At 72.8% G+C, this 5,407-nt stretch carries 5 protein-coding genes; 2 read left to right on the top strand and 3 right to left on the bottom strand.

The features are described from left to right. Both L7D48_RS25215 and L7D48_RS25210 read left to right on the top strand, forming a co-directional pair. On the top strand, positions 1-259 hold a 259-nt coding region (locus L7D48_RS25215), incomplete at its 5' end, for a 3'-5' exonuclease (protein ID WP_305853174.1). 146 nt (positions 260-405) lie between these two features. Continuing rightward, entirely contained in the window at positions 406-1,851 is a 1,446-nt protein-coding gene (locus tag L7D48_RS25210; RefSeq protein ID WP_237882816.1) for an FAD-dependent oxidoreductase, read from the top strand. Between the two features lie 348 nt (positions 1,852-2,199). Here L7D48_RS25210 and L7D48_RS25205 read toward each other — a convergent pair whose 3' ends face one another. The 3 genes from L7D48_RS25205 to L7D48_RS25195 form a co-directional block, all read right to left on the bottom strand. After that, positions 2,200-2,706 (bottom strand): hypothetical protein, encoded by a 507-nt coding sequence (locus L7D48_RS25205; RefSeq protein ID WP_237882818.1) that lies wholly within the window; start codon positions 2,704-2,706, stop codon positions 2,200-2,202. A gap of 109 nt (positions 2,707-2,815) precedes the next feature. Beyond that, the gene (locus L7D48_RS25200) at positions 2,816-3,565 is read right to left on the bottom strand and encodes a spermidine synthase (RefSeq protein ID WP_237882814.1); all 750 of its coding nucleotides are present in this window, start codon (positions 3,563-3,565) and stop codon (positions 2,816-2,818) included. Positions 3,566-3,605: 40 nt separating this feature from the next. After that, the gene (locus tag L7D48_RS25195; protein ID WP_237882812.1) at positions 3,606-5,291 is read right to left on the bottom strand and encodes a ribonuclease J; all 1,686 of its coding nucleotides are present in this window, start codon (positions 5,289-5,291) and stop codon (positions 3,606-3,608) included. Positions 5,292-5,407: the final 116 nt, after the last annotated feature.

The following is a 5,407-nucleotide window of genomic DNA, read 5'->3' as shown; positions in this document are numbered from 1 at the left end:
GGGGGCCGAGGGGGTACGGCTGGCGACGATGCACGCGATGAAGGGGCTGGAGTTCCGGGCGGTGTCCGTCATCGGCGCCGGAGAGGGCGCCGTGCCGTTCGCCCGCGAGATCACCCCGCGCGAGGTGGACCCGTTGCAGCACGAGGCCGATCTGCTCCGGGAGCGCTGCCTGCTGTTCGTGGCCTGCACGCGTGCCCGCGAGGCGCTGAGCGTGACCTGGAGCGGGGCCCCGAGCCCGTTCCTGCCGCAGACGGACTGACCTCACGCCGCCCGGACGGCACCGGACTTCTGTTTCGATGTGCGTCTATCTTGACGTTCGTCGATTCAGCGTGGCAGGCTTCAGACATCGACGGAAATCGAAGCAGCGGTCCGCCGGGCCGCCCGTTCCCGTGGGGAGCCAACGCCATGAGTGCCCAGCAGTACCCGGTCGTCGTCATCGGAGCCGGTCCCGTCGGCCTGGCCGCCGCCGCCCATCTGACCGAACGCGGCATCGAGCCACTGGTCCTGGAGGCCGGACCGGCAGCGGGCAGCGCGGTGCGGCAGTGGAGCCACGTGCGGTTGTTCTCCCCCTGGGGCGAGGTGATCGACCCGGCCGCCGAGAAGCTGCTGGCCCCCACCGGCTGGGTCCGGCCCGACGCCTCGGCCTACCCCTCCGGCGGCGACTGGGCCGCCTCCTACCTCCAGCCGCTGGCCGACGCCCTCGGCCGGCGGGTGCGCTACGGCGCCACCGTCACCGGCGTCTCCCGCGCCGGGCGCGACCGCGTGGTGGACGCCGACCGCGAGAACCAGCCCTTCACCGTGCACGTCCGGTACGCCGACGGGCGCGAGGAGCGCACCCTGGCCCGCGCGGTCATCGACGCCTCCGGCACCTGGACCGCCCCCGGCCCGGCCGGGGGCGACGGCCTGCCCGCCCTCGGCGAGCAGGCCGCGGCCGACCGCATCGCCTACCGCGTCCCCGACCTCGCCGACCCGGACGTCCGCGCCCGGTACGCCGGAAAGCGCACGGCCGTGATCGGTTCGGGCGCCTCCGCCTTCACCGCGCTGGCCTACCTGGCCGACCTCGCCCGCACCGACGGCGGCGAGGGCACCCACGCCACCTGGATCCTGCGCCGGGGCATCTCCGGGAACACCTTCGGCGGCGGCCAGGCCGACCAGCTCCCCGCCCGCGGCGCCCTCGGGCTCGCCGCCAAGGCCGCCGTCGAGCAGGGTTACGCCGACGCCGTCACCGGTTTCCGCACCCACACCATCGAGCGCGACGACGCCGGGTGCCTGGTACTGACGGGCGAGGACGGGCGGCGGCTGGAGCCGGTGGACCAGGTCATCGTCCTCACCGGCTTCCGCCCCGACCTGTCCTTCCTGTCCGAGCTGCGCCTGGGTCTGGACGAGCGACTCCAGGCACCGGTGGCGCTCGCCCCGCTGATCGACCCCAACGTCCACTCCTGCGGCACCGTCTACCCCCACGGCCACCGCGAACTGTCCCACCCCGAGCCCGGCGTGTACCTGGTGGGCATGAAGTCCTACGGCCGCGCCCCGACCTTCCTGGCCATGACCGGCTACGAGCAGGTCCGCTCGGTCGTCGCCGCCCTCGCCGACGATCTGGAGTCGGCCGACCGGGTGGAGCTGACCCTGCCGGAGACCGGGGTGTGCGGCGGCGCCGGTCTCTTCGACGCCCCCGAGGCGGCCGAGGGCGACGGCGGAGGCTGCTGCGCAGCCCCCGCGCCAGAACTCGTCCAGCTCACCGTTAGCGCCACGGCCGCCACGGCCGCCGCACCGGCCACGGCTGAAGCCGCGCAGACCGGCCAGACCGACCAGACCGGCACGGCCCCGGCGGGCGGCTGCTGCGGCGCGTGACCGCCCCTCCCAGCCGCGGGGCCGCGACCGGATCGGGGGACCGGTCGCGGCCCCGCACCACTTCCCCCTGGCTCTCTCCCGGACCGAGAGGTCGGTCAGCGGATTCCGGTGGCGAGCCCGAATCCCGAATCCATTCTCACGTAAGGGTAGGTTCCGAGGCGCCGCCGCCTCTCACCTCCGGCGCCGGGCGAACAACAAGGCCGACCCTGTGCTCCGTCCCGGCCTGCGCTCCGACCGCTCAGGACGGTGACCGGAACCGACCGCTGGGCGGCGCGGCCACCGACCATGCTCGCCGGACCGGAAGGCGGTGGCACGGTGTCGGCCGGCGCGTCAAGGACGTGGCGGAGGTCACGCCTGTCCCCGTGTCCGGTGCCGCTTCGCGTACGACCAGGTCACCGTGATCATCAGGGCCGGGATCGCGAACAGCGGGGCGAAAGCGATCCCCCAGACGGTCTGTGCCGTACCGCTCGACATGTACGTCCGGCTCTCGACGGTGAGAGCGACCACGAGTTGCCACACCGCCACCAGGACCAGGACGCCCGAGGCGGTCCAGGCGAGCGGGGCGAGGATCCTGGGAGGCAGCGGCCTCCACCGGTCGCTGACGAGCAGCAGCGGGAACAGAGCGGCCAGTTCGGTGAGGACGGAGAGACCGACGACGTACGCGATGCCCCAGCCCGGGATGTCGAAGACGTCGCGCAGCACCTGGTCGCTGTAGCCCACATGGACACCGGATGCCATGGCGATGCGCCACAGACCGGACGGGACGGCGCACAGGGCGACGGCGTGGGCGGCGCGGCGAGCCCAGACAGGTGCGGGAGCGGGGAGAGGGGCGGTCGCTGTCGTCATGACGTACATGCTGGCCCTGGACACGGCGGCCGCGCTTCGTCCGCCACGGCGGACCGTGTCCGCCCCGCGGATGAGGGCGCACCCGCTGGGGGGAGACCTGAGGAGGGCTCAGCCGCCGCTACGTTCCGGCGCCCTTCCCGGCCACGTAGACGGTGTTGGCCGACTCCTCCCCCGGCCGGTAGGGGTTGTCGAAGCGGACGACATGGGCCTCGGCGGTGGTGAAGACCCGCCCCAGTACGGCGGTGAACTCCTCGTCCGGCGGATCGTCGGACCACAGGGCGAAGACACCGCCGGGGTGGAGGTGCTCCGACAGGGCGCGCAGCCCGGCCTCCTCGTAGAACGGGGCGTGGCTCGGGTGCAGCACATGGCGCGGCGAGTGGTCGACGTCCAGCAGGATCGCGTGGAGGCGGCCGCCCGGCCGCCGCGGGTCCAGCCCCTCGGTGCCCGCGGCCCGCTCGAAGAAGTCGCCCCGCACGAGCCGGCAGCGTCCATCCGACACCAGCGCCTCGCCCAGCGGCACCAGCTTCTCCTGGTGCCAGCGGATGACGTCGGGGAGGGCGTCGACGACGACCAGCGAGCGCACCCGCGGGTCCTCCAGGACGGCCCGTGCGGTGTAGCCGAGACCGAGCCCGCCCACGGCCACGTCCAGCCCGGGCGCGTCCGGCCCGGCCGCGTCCCACGGGAGCGCGGCCAGGCCGAGGCGGGCCAGTTCCGTCTCGCCGGCCGTGAAGAGGCTGGACATGAGGAACTCGTCACCGAGCTTGACCTCGTACACCTCCCGGCCGGTCACCGGGTCCAGGCGGCGGCGCAGGCTGATGTCGCCCATGGGGGTGGGGCGCCAGTCGATCTCCTCGAAGCGCATGCTCATACGGTCGCCCTCCGGTGCGGTCCGGTGCGGTGCGGTGCGGTCAGGCGTCGATGACGACGGGGATGATCAGGGGCTTGCGGCGGTAGGTGCGGAAGGCCCAGGACGCCACGGAGCGGGCGATGAGCTGCTCGAGCTGCTGCGCGTCCCCCACCCCCTCCTCGGCCGCCGAGGCCAGGGTCTTCTCGATCACCGGAACGGCCGAGGCGAACGTGTCCTCGTCGTGGACGAAGCCGCGGGCCAGGAAGTCCGGGGGCTCGGCCAGCGCCCCAGTGTCGGCGTCGACGATGGCGACGACCGTCACCACGCCCTCGGAGGCGAGGGTGAGCCGGTCCTTCAGGGACGCCTCGGTGGCGCCGCCGACCTCCATGCCGTCGACGTAGACGTTGCCCGCGGGCACCTTGCCGGTGATGGAGGCGCGCCCGTCGACGAGGTCGACGACGACGCCGTCCTCGGCGACGACGACCCGGTCGGGGTCGACACCGGTGCGGATGGCGAGGTCGGCGTTGGCCCTGAGGTGCTTGAACTCGCCGTGCACCGGCATGACGTTGCGGGGCTTGACGATGTTGTAGCAGTAGACGAGCTCGCCGGCGCTGGCGTGGCCGGAGACGTGGACCTTGGCGTTGCCCTTGTGGACGACGTTGGCGCCCCATCGGGTCAGCCCGTTGATCACCCGGTAGATGGCGGTCTCGTTGCCGGGGATGAGGGAGCTGGCCATCAGCACGGTGTCGCCCTTGCCGATGCGGATCATGTGGTCGCGGTTGGCCATGCGCGACAGCGCCGCCATCGGCTCGCCCTGCGAACCGGTGCACACCAGCGTGACCTTGTGGTCGGGCAGCTTCTCCAGTTCCTTCATCCCGACCACCAGGCTGGAGGGGACCTTCAGATAACCCAGCTCACGGGCGATGCCCATGTTGCGGACCATCGACCGTCCCACGAAGGCGACCTTGCGGCCGTAGGCGTGGGCGGCGTCCAGCACCTGCTGGATGCGGTGCACATGGCTGGCGAAGCTGGAGACGATGACCCGCCGGGGCGCGGTGCGCATCACCTGCTCGATCGCGGGGTTCAGATCGGCCTCGGCGGTGGTGAAGCCGGGGACCTCGGCGTTGGTGGAGTCGGTGAGGAAGAGGTCGACGCCCTCCTCGCCGAGCCGGGCGAAGGCGCGCAGGTCGGTGATGCGGCCGTCCAGCGGGAACTGGTCCATCTTGAAGTCGCCGGTGTGCAGCACCAGGCCCGCGCCGGTGCGGATGGCGACGGCCAGACTGTCGGGGATGGAGTGGTTGACCGCGACGAACTCGCAGTCGAAGGGGCCGAAACCCCGCCGGTCGCCCTCGCGCACCCGCGCCGTGCGCGGCTTGATGCCGTGCTCCTTGAGCTTGGCCTCCAGGAAGGCCAGCGTCAGTTTGGAGCCGACGACGGGGATGTCCGCCCGCTCGCGCAACAGGTACGGCACGCCGCCGATGTGGTCCTCGTGGCCGTGGGTGAGCACCACGGCCACCACGTCGTCCAGGCGGTCGCGGATGGAGGTGAAGTCCGGCAGGATCACGTCCACGCCGGGCTGGTGCTCCTCGGGGAAGAGCACGCCGCAGTCGACGATCAGCAGCTTGCCGCCGTACTCGAAGACGGTCATGTTGCGGCCGATCTCCCCCAGGCCGCCCAGGGCGACGACCCTCAGCCCTCCCTCGGGCAGCTTGGGGGCGGGCTTCAGCTCAGGGTGTGGATGACTCATACCCCGACGCTATCCGAGGGCGGCCGGGCTGTCCCATCGCCCCTCCCACCAGCCGCTTCGCGTCGCACGGCACAGGCGGGCCGAGCAGGGGCGGAGGCGAGGCGGCGGAACGGTGG

Source organism: Streptomyces sp. ICN903 (assembly GCF_022015835.1).
Classification (GTDB): Bacteria; Actinomycetota; Actinomycetes; order Streptomycetales; family Streptomycetaceae; genus Streptomyces; species Streptomyces fenghuangensis.
This window is presented reverse-complemented; position numbering and strand designations above follow the sequence as displayed.

Excerpts from the sequence above, each read along its gene's own strand:
- L7D48_RS25210 (WP_237882816.1), top strand. The coding sequence starts at position 406 with ATGAGTGCCCAGCAGTACCCGGTCGTCGTCATCGGAGCCGGTCCCGTC.
- L7D48_RS25205 (WP_237882818.1), bottom strand. The coding sequence starts at position 2,706 with ATGTACGTCATGACGACAGCGACCGCCCCTCTCCCCGCTCCCGCACCT.
- L7D48_RS25195 (WP_237882812.1), bottom strand. The coding sequence starts at position 5,291 with ATGAGTCATCCACACCCTGAGCTGAAGCCCGCCCCCAAGCTGCCCGAG.
- L7D48_RS25200 (WP_237882814.1), bottom strand. The coding sequence starts at position 3,565 with ATGAGCATGCGCTTCGAGGAGATCGACTGGCGCCCCACCCCCATGGGC.